Source organism: Mesorhizobium sp. WSM4308 (genome assembly GCF_002294905.1).
In the GTDB taxonomy this organism is placed as follows: domain Bacteria; phylum Pseudomonadota; class Alphaproteobacteria; order Rhizobiales; family Rhizobiaceae; genus Mesorhizobium.
On the sequence record NZ_NSFW01000015.1, the window covers coordinates 17,680 to 31,646 of the forward strand.

The 13,967-nt window shown below is 65.1% G+C and carries 15 protein-coding genes; 5 read left to right on the plus strand and 10 right to left on the minus strand.

Annotation, left to right across the window (positions count from 1 at the left end; genetic code table 11):
• Window positions 1-299 precede the first annotated feature (299 nt).
• The 3 genes from CK227_RS25275 to CK227_RS25285 all read left to right on the plus strand — a co-directional run bounded on the left by CK227_RS25275 (window position 300) and on the right by CK227_RS25285 (window position 2,097).
• On the plus strand, window positions 300-1,358 hold the full coding sequence (locus CK227_RS25275) for a SagB/ThcOx family dehydrogenase (protein WP_245318251.1): 1,059 nt from the start codon (window positions 300-302) through the stop codon (window positions 1,356-1,358).
• A 66-nt stretch (window positions 1,359-1,424) separates the two neighbouring features.
• Window positions 1,425-1,670, plus strand: a complete 246-nt coding sequence (locus tag CK227_RS25280) for a hypothetical protein (protein ID WP_095774709.1) — start codon at window positions 1,425-1,427, stop codon at window positions 1,668-1,670.
• 106 nt (window positions 1,671-1,776) lie between these two features.
• Window positions 1,777-2,097 (plus strand): hypothetical protein, encoded by a 321-nt coding sequence (locus CK227_RS25285; RefSeq protein WP_095774710.1) that lies wholly within the window; start codon window positions 1,777-1,779, stop codon window positions 2,095-2,097.
• Between the two features lie 52 nt (window positions 2,098-2,149).
• Here CK227_RS25285 and CK227_RS25290 read toward each other — a convergent pair whose 3' ends face one another.
• From CK227_RS25290 to exbB, 3 genes are read right to left on the minus strand one after another with little or no spacing between them, the layout of a single operon-like run.
• Window positions 2,150-3,100: an energy transducer TonB gene (locus CK227_RS25290; RefSeq protein WP_095774711.1), complete on the minus strand. Its 951-nt coding sequence runs from the start codon at window positions 3,098-3,100 to the stop codon at window positions 2,150-2,152.
• The gene (gene exbD, locus CK227_RS25295; protein ID WP_095774712.1) at window positions 3,097-3,564 is read right to left on the minus strand and encodes a TonB system transport protein ExbD; all 468 of its coding nucleotides are present in this window, start codon (window positions 3,562-3,564) and stop codon (window positions 3,097-3,099) included. The genes CK227_RS25290 and exbD overlap by 4 nt, the downstream gene beginning before the upstream one ends.
• Before the next feature lie 7 nt (window positions 3,565-3,571).
• Complete coding sequence (exbB, locus tag CK227_RS25300; RefSeq protein WP_095774868.1) at window positions 3,572-4,540, minus strand: tonB-system energizer ExbB; 969 nt, start codon at window positions 4,538-4,540, stop codon at window positions 3,572-3,574.
• A gap of 271 nt (window positions 4,541-4,811) precedes the next feature.
• Between exbB and CK227_RS25305 the strand changes: the two genes are divergently transcribed.
• Window positions 4,812-5,495, plus strand: a complete 684-nt coding sequence (locus tag CK227_RS25305) for an isochorismatase family cysteine hydrolase (RefSeq protein ID WP_095774713.1) — start codon at window positions 4,812-4,814, stop codon at window positions 5,493-5,495.
• 6 nt (window positions 5,496-5,501) lie between these two features.
• On the opposite strand, the gene CK227_RS25310 is transcribed toward CK227_RS25305, so the two are convergent.
• Together CK227_RS25310 and CK227_RS25315 are read right to left on the minus strand one after the other, a co-directional pair.
• A complete protein-coding gene (locus CK227_RS25310; protein WP_095774869.1) occupies window positions 5,502-6,443 on the minus strand; it encodes an LLM class flavin-dependent oxidoreductase in 942 nt (313 codons plus the stop codon).
• Window positions 6,444-6,580: 137 nt separating this feature from the next.
• Window positions 6,581-6,736 carry a hypothetical protein gene (locus tag CK227_RS25315; protein WP_010912229.1) on the minus strand — a complete coding sequence of 52 codons (156 nt, stop codon included), beginning with the start codon at window positions 6,734-6,736 and terminating at the stop codon, window positions 6,581-6,583.
• A 291-nt stretch (window positions 6,737-7,027) separates the two neighbouring features.
• Between CK227_RS25315 and CK227_RS25320 the strand changes: the two genes are divergently transcribed.
• Window positions 7,028-7,795, plus strand: coding sequence for an SDR family oxidoreductase (locus CK227_RS25320; protein ID WP_095774714.1), 768 nt, complete (start codon window positions 7,028-7,030; stop codon window positions 7,793-7,795).
• Between the two features lie 22 nt (window positions 7,796-7,817).
• Here the strand turns inward: CK227_RS25320 and CK227_RS25325 are convergent, their stop codons facing one another.
• The 5 genes from CK227_RS25325 to pcaF all read right to left on the minus strand — a co-directional run bounded on the left by CK227_RS25325 (window position 7,818) and on the right by pcaF (window position 13,967).
• Window positions 7,818-8,762, minus strand: coding sequence for an ABC transporter permease (locus CK227_RS25325; RefSeq protein WP_095774715.1), 945 nt, complete (start codon window positions 8,760-8,762; stop codon window positions 7,818-7,820).
• Entirely contained in the window at window positions 8,759-9,814 is a 1,056-nt protein-coding gene (locus CK227_RS25330; protein ID WP_095774716.1) for an ABC transporter permease, read from the minus strand. Before CK227_RS25330 ends, CK227_RS25325 begins: the two co-directional genes overlap by 4 nt.
• Entirely contained in the window at window positions 9,814-11,304 is a 1,491-nt protein-coding gene (locus tag CK227_RS25335; protein WP_095774717.1) for an ABC transporter ATP-binding protein, read from the minus strand. The genes CK227_RS25330 and CK227_RS25335 overlap by 1 nt, the downstream gene beginning before the upstream one ends.
• A gap of 271 nt (window positions 11,305-11,575) precedes the next feature.
• On the minus strand, window positions 11,576-12,607 hold the full coding sequence (locus tag CK227_RS25340; RefSeq protein ID WP_095774718.1) for a BMP family protein: 1,032 nt from the start codon (window positions 12,605-12,607) through the stop codon (window positions 11,576-11,578).
• Window positions 12,608-12,761: 154 nt separating this feature from the next.
• Entirely contained in the window at window positions 12,762-13,967 is a 1,206-nt protein-coding gene (gene pcaF / locus CK227_RS25345) for a 3-oxoadipyl-CoA thiolase (protein WP_095774870.1), read from the minus strand.

A 13,967-nucleotide genomic window follows, 5' to 3' on the forward strand; every position in this document is an offset into this window, starting at 1 on the left:
TTTTAGACCACGTCGGCTTTACTACAATTTTAACAAACCATTAACTCTTTCGACCTTACCTTTCTTCACGCGGATCCCGCTGTGGGGATCTTTCAACAGATCCCATTGGGGGTCGGGAAAAGGGACGAAAATGGCCAAGAAAGTGAACAATGCCCCGAAGCTGACGGTTGCGGCGGGCACGCAGACTGTCTTCTTCTCGCAGGGCATGCACTACAACAAGCGCTGAGGTCGTTCGGCGCCGATGGGCGGTTCGCCTGTCGGCGCCTCACATTGGCAAAACGGCATTCAGCATCATGAAAATGCGCTCTTCAAAAACGCTCGTCCTGTATCCCGGGACCAACAAGGTCACGGCCTGCAATTTCCTGACCCGAAGCGTCTTCGAATGCAGCCCCGAGGTGATCGGTCTTCTCGCATCCTGGGACGAATGGGCCTCCCCCGCGGAAATCGCGCGCGCTCACGGATGGTCGAGGTCCGACCTGAACGCCGTCGTCCCGCAACTGCTCGATTTTTCCGCCCTGGTCACCGCCGGTTCGCCGCTGGCCGAACAGGAAACAAAATTCTCCGGACAGTGGAACTGGGGCATCCCGACCGCGCTGATGCATTTCTGCGTCCAGGACTCGGAGTTCATGACCATTGAGCAAGCCGAGGCCCGCCAAATCGAACGCGCCGGCCATGTCGCGCAGCCCGACCTCATGCTCAAGAATGCCGCCGACGCCATTCGGCTGCCGAACGCGCTCGACGACAACGAACTCCTGACCCTGATGGCGCGGCGCCGCACCAACCGCACCGCGGCCGCCCCCACGATCACCGCGCGGCAGCTTTCCGACTGCCTGTTCGCGGGCATGGGCATCACCGGCGAGACCAGCAACTGCGTCGGCGCCCTGCCGCTGGGCATGACCCCCTCGGGCGGCGCACGCAATCCTTACGAGGCCTATGTGGTTGCGCTTGGCGTCGAGAGCCTGGAGCCCGGCGTCTACCACTATTCCGCCGCCGATCACGACCTCGGCAGGATCTCGGCCAACCATCTGCCGAGGATTTCCGAACTGGTCGGCGGGCAGGAATGGGCTGATGCCATGCCTTGCCTGATCCTGCTTTGCGCCAAGCTCGACCGCACCATGTGGAAATATGAGGATGCCAACGCCTACCGCGTCGTGCTGATCGAGGCCGGCCATATCGGCCAGAACATGATGCTGGCGGCGACCAGGCATGGTCTGTCGGCCTGCCCCACGGCAGCGCTCAGCCATTCGGCGATCAAGCGTCTTCTCGGCCTCGACCGCCTCACCGATGCACCCATCTATGCGTTGACCCTTTCGACCCCGGAACCAAACCCGCATTCGGCGGGCCAGTCCATTAATTAGCCGTCTTAGTATGTCCGTGTAGCCAATACGCGTTCCCTGAGTTCCACCAGATGACAGGAGAAGCACGTGGCCAATCAGTCCCTACGTCAGTCAGAAATCGATAGCCTTCAATATATCGCGACGATGAGCAATGAGCTCGTACAGATGGCCGAAGCAAGCCGTTTTCCCATGATCTCCTACCTGCTCGGCATGGCCTATGCCGAAGCCTTCGACGTCCTGCGCGGCGCGCAGCCGGCAAGGCATGCGCAGCTCAGCGGCAACCCGATGCATGCCAGGCCGAAGGACAACCACGCTCAGCAAAGGAGAGCGTAGCGGATGCAACACTCAGCCCTGCGCGCTCTGGTACCGCGACCCCCGCCTTGATCGCCCGCGGCCCGCAAATGGACTTCATGCATAGAGATTCGAGGGGGATCCGCCAATGAACATGATCGCACCCATCAGGAGCGCCGACGCCACGGACAGCGTCTTCGGCCGGCTCCAGACCCTGATCGCCCGTCGGCCGGCATCGCCAGATGCCGCACGCGCCGAGGCCCGGCAAATGATTTCCCTGGCGATGGCCGACACCTGGCAGGCAGACAGCCTATGGGGCGCGGCGGACGCCTTCCACGCCCATTTCGACTTCATGATGCAGACCATCGAGATCAACGGCGCCGACGATCCGAACCTCAGGACACTGCGCGTGAAATGCCGCTTCTATCTGGAGCAGGTCGAAGCGCTGTGCCATTCGATGAGCCACTGACCGCGGTTCTCACAAAGATCGGACGGTACCAGTATCGGGCCGGGCCTCTGCTCTAATCCCGCAAATTGAACACGAACGGCGCCGTGCGGCTGACGCGCGAGCCGAGTCCCGGCGGCGGTGCCGGCACCGTTGCGCCCTGCAGCACGGCGAGCGCGGCGCGGTCGAGGTCGGGATCGCCGGAAGAACGGGCCACGCGCGCCGACACCACCCTGCCCGATGCGTCCACCGCGAAGGCCACGTTCACATTGCCCTGCGCTCCCTTGGATTTCGCGGCACTTGGATAACGCTTGTGCCGATTGATCCACGACGCCAGCCGGGATTCCCACTTGGCCGGATCCATGCCCGAGACCCCTGCCGCCGATTTCGGCGCGGCCGCCCCGGCCGCCGGCCTTGTCTGTGCGCTTGCGGTGGCAACCGTCCTTGCCGGCTCGGCCTTTTCCTTCCTTGGCCGCGGCTTCGGCTTTTCGGCCGGTTTTTTCGCCTTGGCCTGGGCCGGTTTCTTTTCCTTGATTTTCTTGACCGGCTTCGGCTGCGGCAACGCAATGACGACCTCTGGCGTCACGGCTTCGACGATTTCGGGAACGACCTGATCCGGCGGCGGCTGGTCGATCGGTTCGGCGTCGGCTGTCGTGGTCGGCTCGGTCCCGTCGGGCGGCACCGTTTCCGGTTGCTCGGCTGTCGGTTCGGTCTGTTCGGTCATTTTCTCGGGTTCGGCTTCGGCGACCCTCTCGGCCTCCTCGGCTGGTTCGGCCTGGTCGGGCATCGCCGCTTCCAGCATCGCGGCCTGTTCGGGCACGGCCGGCATCACCGCCATCGGCACCATTTCGATCACCGGAGCCGGCGGCGGTCCGCCATCCATCTCGATCGGACTGAAGCTCTGCACCGCATAGGCGACCGCGACATGGGCGCCAAGCACCAGCGCCGCCGCACCCGTCCACAAGCCAAGGTCGCGCCAGCCGAAGCGCGTCGGGTAAGTCGTCGGCAGGGCCGCCGCCTGCGTCATGGCGCCGCCGTTCCCGCGGGAGCGGGTGCCGGCGCATCGCTCGCGGGCGCCGTCTCCAGGCCGACCAGCGCGATCTTCAGATAGCCGGCGCGGCGCAGCAGGTTCATGGTCCCCATCAGGTCGCCATAGGCGACCGCCTTGTCGGCGCGCAGGAAGATGCGCGTCTGCTTGTCGCCCCTGGTCCTGCTGTCCAACGTGGCCGCGAAGGCCGGACGCGGCACGCTGTCATTGCCGATAGCCAGCGTAAGATCATCTTTCAAGGTCAGGAACAGCGGCGTTTCGGGTCGCGGCGCGGGCGTCGCCGTCGAGCCCGGCAGGTCGACATTGACGTCCACCGTCGCCAGCGGCGCGGCGACCATGAAGATGATCAGCAGCACCAGGATGACGTCGATGAAGGGCGTGACGTTGATCTCGTGGCTCTCCTCGAGATCCTCGTCCAGGGTCTGGCGGATTCTGCTTGCCATGGCGTCGCTACTCCGCCGCCAGCGCCGTCGCCGGCGCGACCGTGCGGAAATCCAGGTCTCGGCTGACCAGCCTCTCGACGCCCGCCGAGGCATCGGCGAGGATCTGCCGGTAGCCGGCAATCGAGCGGGCGAAGACATTGTAGACCACCACTGCTGGAATTGCCGCGACGAGGCCCATCGCCGTGGCCAGCAGCGCTTCGGCGATGCCCGGCGCGACCACTGCCAGATTGGTGGTTTGCGCCTGCGAAATGCCGACGAAGGCGTTCATGATGCCCCAGACCGTGCCGAACAGGCCGACGAAAGGTGCCGTGGAGCCAATCGTCGCCAGCACGCCTGTGCCGCGCGACATGCGCCGCGACGCCGCCGCCTCGATGCGCGACAGGCGCGAGGTGACCCGTTCCTTCAACCCGTCGCCGCCGACATGGTCGAGCGCGGCGGCCGAGAGTGCGGTCTCTTCTTCCGCCGCCTTGACCAGAAGCGCGCCGGGGCCGCCGCTGCGATCGAGCGCGCGGCTCGCCTGCGTCAGCGTCGCGGCATCACCGATCGCGCGAACGGCACGGCGGACGCGCAGCTTGCCGCCAAAAATCTCCAGCGATTTGGCCAGCCATATCGTCCAGGTGACGAGCGAGGCGAAGGCCAGTCCGATCATCACCGCCTTCACGATGATGTCGGCCGCCATGAACATGCCCCATGGCGACAGATCGTGCGGCAGGGTCAGCTCCATCGCCCCCGTCGGCGCTGCTGCGACGGGCGCCACAGCTGCTGGCGCGCCGGGCGGCGGTGTCGCGGGCGCTGATGTGGCCGGGGCCGTTGCGGCGGGTGCCGGTGCGGTAGACGCCGGCGCTGCCCCTGCGGCGGAGGCCGCGCCGGCGTCTACCGCAGGGGCAGCGCCGGCCGGCTGTTGCTGGGCCGATACAATGCCGACCGACAGGATGACGGATGCGACCAACGCTGCAAGCAAACTGGTTCTAGACAACAACAGCTTCTTCCTTGTCCTCACAACGGTCGGCCCCTTCCTATTCCGCCACCCCGGCGGTCCGATCTCCGGGCATGAAACATGGCTCTACTAGTCAACATTGAAGATGAGTGCAACAGTCAACAATTCGTCGGGACGACCGATGACGTTCGCCGGCGGCAGCACGATGCCCGAACATCCTGCTTCTTCGCGTCAGAGCCGCGGCCTGAGTGGACGAGTTGAGCTTCGCCAGTCAGGATGGCCCTCACGATCGGCAAGGAGACACCCTCGGATGATCAAGGCAACGCCCTTCGACTTCCCGTATGACCGCAGGCTGGCGGCCGAAAACACGGCGCTTGTCGTCATCGACCTGCAGCAGGATTTCCTGTCGACCACGGGCTATTTCGCCAGAAAAGGATATGACCCCTCGCCGCTGCGGGCGATCCTGCCCACGGTGAACCGGCTGATATCAGCCGCGCGCAAAGCCGGCGTCACGGTCATCCACACCAGGCAGGGCTATCGCGCCGACATGGCCGACATGACGCCCTATGAGAAATGGCGCCGCAAGCGCTCCGGTCTCGACGGCACAGACATACTGCTGCGCTCGGGCGCGGGGTTCCAGATCGTTCCGGAGATCGATGTCGCGCCTGATGACATCATCGTCGACAAGACCTGCAACAGCGCCTTCACCTATACGGATTTCGAGCTTGTGCTGCGCGCGCAAGGCATCACGCATCTCATGTTTTCCGGCTGCACGACCGACGTCTGCGTCCACACCACGCTGCGCGAGGCCTGCGACCGCAACTTCCAGTGCCTGACGATCTCGGACGCCTGCGCCAGCGGCGACAGACAAGCCCACGAGGCGGCGCTGCACATGGTGACGGTCGAGGACGGCGTCTTCGGCGTCCTGGCCGATTCGGCCGCCGTCATCAATGGTCTGTCGCGGCTTGGCGACAGGCATCACGCAGACGATTGATCGGCTTCACCCTGCCGCACGCGTCTCCAGCCCCGTGCGAGGCGCGTAGGCCCCCGGCTGGAAAGCATCATGTTCGCGGCGCGCCAGCGAGTTGCGCAGCAGCGCGATCGTTTCCCGGCCGGCCGTCGCGATCTCGCGCGGCGTGTCGACGCCGATGATCATGAACTCATCGATCCCGAGCCCGGCATAGGCAAGCAGCGACAACGCGACCTGGGCGGGCGGCCCGGACAGGTCGACTGCCTTGTGGCCGGTGGCGGAAGCGCCCTGGTGGATCCGCACCGGAAGCGCGAAGCGCAGTTTGCCGGCCCGGCCATGTTCGGCCGCGGCGCCACGCACCCGCTCCATCAACTGCCTGACATCGTCGATCGAGCCCGGCGCCAGTTCGAAGACATCGGCATGCCGGCCGGCCACTTTCAGCGCCGTTCCTGATTGCCCGCCCATGCGGATGGTCAGGTCGGCGCCGTGCGGGCCTTTGCGCGGCACGTAGCCGCCCCTGATACTGTAGAAGGCGCCTTCATGATCGAAGGGTCGGTCATTCGACCACAGCCGCTTCAAAAGCACGAGATATTCGTCGATGCGCTGCCAGACGACGCTGTGCCCGACCGGCCGTGACTCGGCATCGTCATCGTTCAACGGCTCGCTGATCATCCGGAGCGCCAGCCGGCCGCCGCTTTTTCGATCTATCGATGCCAGCTGACGGGCCGCCACGGTTGGCTCGACGACACCTGCCCAGTGGGTCAGCACGACCTCGAGCGCGGCGGTGCGGTCGAGCGCCTGAGCGGCAAGATCCATATTGGTCAGCAGCCCGGCCGAATCGTCGACGACGATCTTCTGAAACCCGCCATCCTCGATCAGTCCTAGCTTGGTCGCCGTCTCGGCAAAATCATAGAAAAACGGAATGGCGGCATCGGCGGTCTTGCCGGGGACATGGGTGAATTCGATCGGCATTGTCATCTCCTCCATCGCTGGAATCATGGATGCGCTGAAATTCGAATCGCGGCCGCGCGCAAACGCACCGGGATCCGGTTCATTCAACTCCGATTGCCTGATACAGCGGGGCGGCCGGCCCCTGTCGATCCGGTGCCCTAGGGAATAAGGCCCAGAACGACGGCCCCGGTGAACACGAACGCAAGGGCAAAGACGAGATAGGCGAAAGCTCCGGCATAGGCCGGGCGAAAGGTCTGGGCATTGGCCAGCCTCTGGCCGCTGCTGTCAGTCTGAGCGTTCTGGATATAGGACATATCGACCTCCGTCTCGCCGGTTAATCTATAAAACTTGTAGACTTTGTCGATTGCTATTTTTGCGCTGTAGGCAGAATAATTTTCTCCCTCCAGGGGATAAGTTGGTTATGAATTGCTGGGATCGCTTGCCGGCGCAATTGATCGGCAGGGCATGAGCCTTCCTCCGGGCGCGTCCGAACGGACCTATGGCCTTGTTCCCGCTGCACCCAATTGGTCCATTGGCCGCCTTGTGCGGGCGCGGTAGCATCCCCCGACAAGCAAATGCGAACTGGGTCGAACAGGGGAATAGAAATGGGCGAAAGACTGGCGGGCAAGGTTGCCATCATTTCGGGCGGCGCGACGGGAATGGGCGGAGCGGCCTCGGAACTGTTCGCGGCTGAAGGCGCCAAGGTGGCGATCATCGACCGCAATGGCGAGGCAGCCGCCGCCACCGCGACGGCAATCCGTGCACGCGGCCATGTCGCCGAGCATTTTGTCGCCGACGTGTCCGACGAGGCGCAGGTTCAGGCGGCAGTGAAGGGCGCGACCGAAAAACTCGGCCCGGTCACGGTGCTGTTCAATCACGCCGGCACCATCGTGATAAAGCCGTTCCTGGAGACGACCGTGCAGGAATGGGACTGGCTGCATGCCGTCAATGTGCGTTCGATGTTCCTGATGACGCGCGCCGTGCTGCCCGGCATGATCGCGGCGGGCGGCGGCTCGATCGTCTGCACCTCGTCGATCTCGGCGGTGGCGGCGACACCGAACGAAGTGCTCTACGACACCACCAAGGGCGCCTGCCACATGTTCGCCCGCGCCATTGCCGTCGAGTTCCGCGACCGCAACATCCGCTGCAACGCCGTCTGCCCCGGCTTTATCAGGACACCGCACGGCCTGCGCGAGGTCGCCGACCTCGGCAAGCTCGGCGTCGACGTCTCCGACGCGGCACTGGCTGCGCAGCAGGGCCGCATCGGCGAGCCGGAAGAGGTGGCCAAGGCCGCGCTGTATTTGGCCAGCGACGAATCGAGCTTCGTCAACGGCGCGCATCTGTTCGTCGACAATGGTTTTACGGCGATGTGAGCTTTCCAGGAGAAGGGCCTCGCTACCGCTCTTCCCTGCGAAACGGCTTCAACAACGCCGACGGCGCCACCGCGTTGCGCGACATCACCGCCATGGCGACGATGGTGAAGATGAACGGCAGCATCAGGAACGCTTCGTAGGGGATGTGCCCGAGCCCGCTCGCCTGCATGCGCAGTTGCAGAGCATCGACAAAGGCGAACAGCAGTGCCGCGCCCGCCGAGCGCCACGGGTCCCAGCGGCCGAACACCACCAGCGCGATCGCCACCCAGCCGCGTCCGGAGACGACACCGAAGGTGAAGGCGTTGAACTGCGCCATCGACAGGAAGGCGCCGGCCAGCCCCATCAGGGCGCCGCCGAGGATGACGGCCTGGAAGCGCGTGGCAATGACGCTGACGCCGGCCGAATCGGCGGCGCGCGGGTTCTCACCGACCATGCGCACCGACAGGCCCCAGGGCGTGCGGTAAAGCACGAAGGCCGCGAGCGGTATGGCGATGATCGCCATGTAGACCAGCGCGAACTGGTTGAACACCGCCGGCCCGAGCACCGGAATGTCCGATAGAACCGGGATCGGCAGCGTCTGAAAGCCCTTGATGGCAGGCGGCACCGATTGCTGACCGAAGATCAGCCGGTAGAGGAAATAGGCAAGGCCCGACGAGAACAAAGTCACGCCGATGCCGCAGACATGCTGGCTCAGGCCCAGTGCCACGGTGAACAGCGCATGCAGCGCGCCCATCAGCATCCCGGTCAGCACCGCCACCAGGACGCCGAGCCACAGGCTGCCGCTGAGGCTGGTGGCGGTGAAGCCAGTCATGGCGCAGAGCAGCATGATGCCTTCGATGCCGAGATTGAGCACGCCGGCGCGCTCGGAGAACATTTCGCCGAGCGTGGCGAAGGCCAGCGGCGTGGCGATGCGGACGATGGCGGCCAAAAAGCCGACCTGGAAGATCTGTTCCAGCACCGCGCTCATCGGGCGGGCCCCACACTGCGAATGCGATAGGCGGTAAACAGCAGGGCCACCAGCATGGCGAGCAGGGCGGTGCCCTGGATGACGTCGCTGAGGAACGCCGGCACGCCGGTCGCGCGCGACATCGCCTCGGCGCCGGTCATTACGGCGGCGAGGAAGATCGCCGCCGGCACCACGCCCAGCGGATTGAGCCGCGCCAGCATGGCGACGACGATGCCGGAATAGCTGTAGCCGGGCGAGATGTCGCTCATCACCTGGAAATGCACGCCGCCGACTTCGCCGACGCCGGCGAGCCCCGCCAGCGCGCCGGACATGAGCGCGGCCGAGAGCAGCACACGCTCGACAGGGATGCCGCCGTAGCGGGCGGCTTCCGGGTTCTCGCCGGTGACCCTGATGCGGAAACCAAGCGTGGTGCGCGCGATGAGGAACCAGATCAGAGGTGCTGCGATCAGCGCCACGATGACGCCCAGATGCAGCCGCGTGCCTTCGACCAGCACCGGGAAATTGGCCGAATCCTCGATTGGCGGCGAGATCGGATAGCCGCTGAAGCTGTCCTTCCACGGCCCTTCGATCAGCGCCATCAGCGCGTAGTAGATGACCGAGTTGAGCAGCAGCGAGCTGACGACATCGTCGACCTTGAATTTGACCCGCAGCGTCGCCGGCACCAACGCGACTGCGGCACCGGCGGCGGCGCCGACAATTGCCATCAACAGCATGGCGAGCGCTCCCGGCATCGGAATGGCGCCGACAAAGCAGCTGGCGACGGCACCGGCCAGCAATTGCCCCTCTGCGCCGATGTTCCAGAATTTGGCGCGGAAGGCGACGGCGACCGCCAGTCCGGTGAAGATCATCGGTGCGGCGCGCACCAGCGTTTCGGTGATGGCGTAGCTGTCGCCGAGCGAGGCCGTGAACATCACGCCGTAAGATTCGAGCACGCCAGCGCCAGCCAGCGCGATGAGCCCGCTGCACAGGACAAGCGTGGCGCCGATGGCCACCAACGGAAGCGCAAGATTGAACCAGGCTGGCGTCGAGGTGCGGACTTCGAGGCGAAACATCAGCCGTGGCCCTCCGCCCCGGTCATCAGCAGGCCGAGCCGCGCGATCGTCGCATCAGCACTGTCGAGCGTGCCGGCGATGCGGCCCTCATACATCACCGCGATGCGGTCGCAGAGCACCAGCAGCTCTTCGAGATCCTCGCCGATGACGATGATGCCACAGCCCTTGGCGCGCATGTCGAGGAACTTCTCGTGGATGAAGCGGGCAGCCCCGATGTCGAGGCCGCGCGTCGGCTGAGAGACGATCAAAACCTTCGGGTCGAAGGCAAGCTCGCGCGCCAGGAGCGCCTTCTGCAGATTGCCGCCGGACAGCGCCCCGGCACGCGTCATCGGTCCAGGGCACCTGATGTCATAGGCCTTGATCTGTTCTTCGGCGAAGGTGCGGATCGCGTCCGGCTTGAGCAGGCCTTTGCTGCTGAATGCGGCGGTACCGATGCGTGGCAGCACCATCGAATCGGCAAGCGGCAAATTGGTGACCAGACCCGTGGTCATGCGGTCCTCCGGGATGCGGCCAAGCCCAAGCGCCTGCACCTCGCGCGGCGAAAACCGTGAAACCGTCTGGCCGGCGATCGTCATCCGGCCGGCATCGGGCGCGCGCACGCCGGAGATCACTTCGGCGAGCGCCCGCTGGCCATTGCCCGACACGCCGGCAATGCCAAGAATCTCGCCGGAGCGGACGGCAAGCGAAACATCGCGCAGCGCGGTTCCCGAATGCGTCGAGGTGGAAATGGCGTCGAGCGTCAGCACCGCTTCGCCCGGCGTCGAAGGCCCCCTGGCCGGCGGCACGATCTCGTGGCCGCACATCAGCTGCGCCATGGCGGCGGACGTGGTGTTGGCAGGATCGTCGACGCGGCCGGCGACACGGCCATGCCGCAGCACCGTGCAGCGATGGGTGAGCGCCCGCACCTCGTTGAGCTTGTGCGAGATGAAGATGATGCCGAGACCTTGCGCCGCCATCGAGCGCAGCGCTGAAAACAGCCCGTCGACCTCGCTCGGCGCCAGCACCGCCGTCGGCTCGTCGAGGATCAAAAGCTTTGCGCCGCGAAACAGCGCCTTGACGATCTCGAGCCGCTGCTGTTCGCCGACCGACAGCGTCGAGACCGGCAGGTCGGGATCCAGCGTCAGTCCATGCTGGCGGCCGATTTCGGCCAGCCGCGCCAGCCCGCCGGCGCGGTCGATCCGTCCCGATTTTCCGGGAATGCCGATCAAGAGGTTCTCCAGTACCGTCAGCCGTGGCGCCAGGTGAAAATGCTGATGCACCATGCCGATGCCGGCGGCCAGCGCATCGGCCGAACTGGTGATCCGCACGGGCTGCCCCTGGACGAGGATTTCCCCGGCGTCCGGCGCGTAGGCGCCGAACAGCACATTCATCAGCGTCGTCTTGCCGGCGCCGTTCTCGCCCAGCAGTCCGAGGATTTCACCGGGCGCGACGCTGAGGTCGACAGCCTCGTTCGCCTTGACGGCGCCGAAGCTCTTGGTGATGCCGCGCATTTCGATGAGTGGGGCGGGCGTCGGCAAGGATACTCCTGATCGGAATTGGCTTTACGATTCAGCTTTGACTGATCGGGTGGCGCTGCACCCCTCTCTGGCCTGCCGGCCATCTCCCCCTCAAGGGGGGAGATTGGATGTCACTTTCGGCTTTCGCCAGTTTTTCTAGGTCGAAAGAAAAGTGACTCGGGTGAAGCTGCCAATCTCCCCCCTTGAGGGGGAGATGTCCGGCAGGACAGAGGGGGGCGCTTAGCACCGCCCCTCAAAGCAAGCCTCAATCCGAAACCGGCGTGTTCTCGTCGACATCCACCCGGAAATTGCCTTCGAGGATCTCGGCCTTCTTCTTCTCGACCAGATCCTTGACCTCGGCCGGCAGCGTCTTGTCGAACTTGTGGTAGGGGGCGAGATACGAACCGCCCTTGGCCATGCGCGAGAAATCGCCATAGTCCTGCGCGGTATAGACGCCGGCCTTGACCAGTTTGATCGCCTGTTCGACCGTCGGATACATGTCCCAGACCGGGCCGGTGATGACCGTGTCGGGGCCCAGGCTCGACTGGTCCGACATGTTGGAGATGGCGAGGATTTTCTTCTCGACCGCCGCCTCGATGACGCCGAAGCGCTCGGCATAGATGACGTCGACGCCGGCATCGATCTGCGCCACCGCGGCTTCCTTGGCCTTGGGCGGATCGAAGAAGGAACCGATGAAGGCGACCTTCTTCTTGACGTTCGGATTGACCTCCTTGGCGCCGGCAAAGAAGGCGTTGACCAGCCGGTTCACTTCCGGAATGCCCATCGCCGCGACGGCGCCGACCGTGCCTGATTTCGACATCTTGCCGGCGATCATCCCGGAGAGATAGGCGGGCTCATGGATCCAGTTGTCGAAGACGCCGAAATTGGGTTCGGCCGGACCGGCGCCCGAACCGAACAGCCAGGCGGTCTTCGGGAATTGTTTTGCGGTGCGGCGCGATTCACGTTCGGCGGCGAAGGCGTCGCCCAGCACCAGCTGGTAGCCGCCTTGCGCATATTCGCGCATGACGCGGCTGAAGTCGGCGGTCTGCACCTTCTCCGACCATTTGTATTCGATGCCGAGTTCCTTCTCCGCCTTCTGCAAGGCGACATGGATCTGGTTGTCCCACGGCTCCTCGATCGGCGTGGCGAAGATCGCCGCCACCTTCAGCTTCTTGTCCTTGGCGAAGGCCGCACCCGGCAGCATGGCCGCTGCCAGGCCAAGCGCGCCGAGCTCCAGCACATTGCGCCGCGAAATCCCTTCGCGTGTCGACGAAGATTTGTTCTTCCGGTTTTCCATTGCAGGCCCCTCTGTTTGACAGCCGTGTCGAGCCGGCCGTTCTAAAAATCAGACGGGGAACTATGGAACGGGTCCGGACTTTTGTCCACATGGTCAAATTTGGCGACACGCCGAATCCAGCCCTGATTCTCGCTGGCCAAACGGCAGGCGGCGGTCAAGCCCGTTCGAGCGCGATGGCGATGCCCTGGCCGACGCCGATGCACATCGTCGCCAGGCCGTAGCGGCCGCCGCGCTCACGCAGCTCCAGCGCCGCCGTGCCCGAGATGCGCGCGCCCGACATGCCCAGCGGATGGCCGAGCGCGATGGCGCCGCCATTCGGGTTGACGTGTTCGGCATCCTCGGCAATGCCGAGCTGGCGCAGCACGGCGATGCCTTGCGAGGCAAAGGCTTCGTTGAGCTCGATGACATCGAACTGTCGCGGCGTCAGGCCAAGCCGCGCGCAAAGTTTCTGCGTCGCCGGCGCCGGGCCGATGCCCATGATGCGCGGCGCAACGCCGGCGGCGGCGCCCCCGAGAATGCGGGCGATCGGCGCCAGGCCGTATTTCTTTATCGCGGCCTCGGAAGCAACGATCAGCGCCGCCGCGCCGTCATTGACGCCGGAGGCATTGCCGGCGGTCACCGTGCCGTCCTGCCGGAACGGGGTCGGCAGCTTGGCCAGTGCCTCGACCGTCGTGCCGGCGCGTGGATGTTCGTCTTTCGAGACCATCACCGCATCGCCCTTGCGCTGCGGGATGGTCACCGGAGTGATTTCCTTGGCCAGGCGGCCATTGGTCTGTGCCGCGACAGCCTTGTCCTGGCTGCGCACGGCAAAGGCGTCCTGGGCCGCGCGGGTAACGGCGAATTCTTCTGCCACGTTCTCGCCGGTTTCCGGCATCGAATCGACGCCATACTGCTTCTTCATCAGCGGGTTGACGAAACGCCAGCCGATGGTGGTGTCGTGTATCTCGGCATTGCGCGAGAACGCGGTGTCGGCCTTGGGCATGACGAAGGGCGCCCGGCTCATCGATTCGACGCCGCCGGCGATCATCAACTCCGCCTCGCCGGCCTTGATGGCCCGCGCGGCAATGGTCAGCGCATCCATGCCCGAACCACACAGGCGATTGACGGTCGAACCCGGGATTTCCTTCGGCAGGCCGGCCAAGAGCAGCGCCATGCGTGCGACGTTGCGGTTGTCCTCGCCGGCCTGGTTGGCGCAGCCATAGACGACGTCGTCCACCGCCTGCCAGTCGATGCCGGCATTGCGCTCGACCAGCGCCTTCAGCGGTATGGCGCCGAGATCGTCTGATCGCACCGAGGACAGCGAACCGCCGAAGCGGCCGATCGGCGTGCGGATGTAGTCGCAGATATAGGCCTCGGCCAT